This window comes from Thioclava sp. SK-1, from assembly GCF_001705665.1.
Taxonomy (GTDB): Bacteria; Pseudomonadota; Alphaproteobacteria; order Rhodobacterales; family Rhodobacteraceae; genus Thioclava.
Window position 1 is genome coordinate 1 of sequence record NZ_MDHA01000033.1, and the last position, 315, is coordinate 315.

1 protein-coding gene is annotated in these 315 nt (G+C 59.0%); it reads right to left on the reverse strand.

The features are described 5' to 3' along the window. A partial coding sequence (locus tag BFP70_RS08590) for an IS3 family transposase (protein WP_141693140.1) occupies positions 1-315 on the reverse strand: 315 nt, incomplete at both ends.

Below are 315 nucleotides of genomic sequence, written 5' to 3' on the forward strand. Positions count from 1 at the left end.
ACCACCCTTCACGGGTCCAGATGTAGCTCATATCGCCCGCCCATTTCTGGTTGGGCCGCTCCGCCGTGAAGTCACGGTCCAGCAGGTTTGGCGCGATGTTGAACGTATGATCGCTGTCTGTGGTCGCCTTGAATTTGCGCGTTCTTTCAACGGTGATACCGTTTTCGCGCATCAGGCGACCGACGCGCCGGTGACCGACATCGATGCCAACCTCTTTCAGTTCTTCGGTCATTCGGGGCCTGCCATAGCTGCCCAGACTCAGACGCGACTGTTCCTTGATGTGGGCCAGGACGACCATATCCGTGCGCTGCCTGC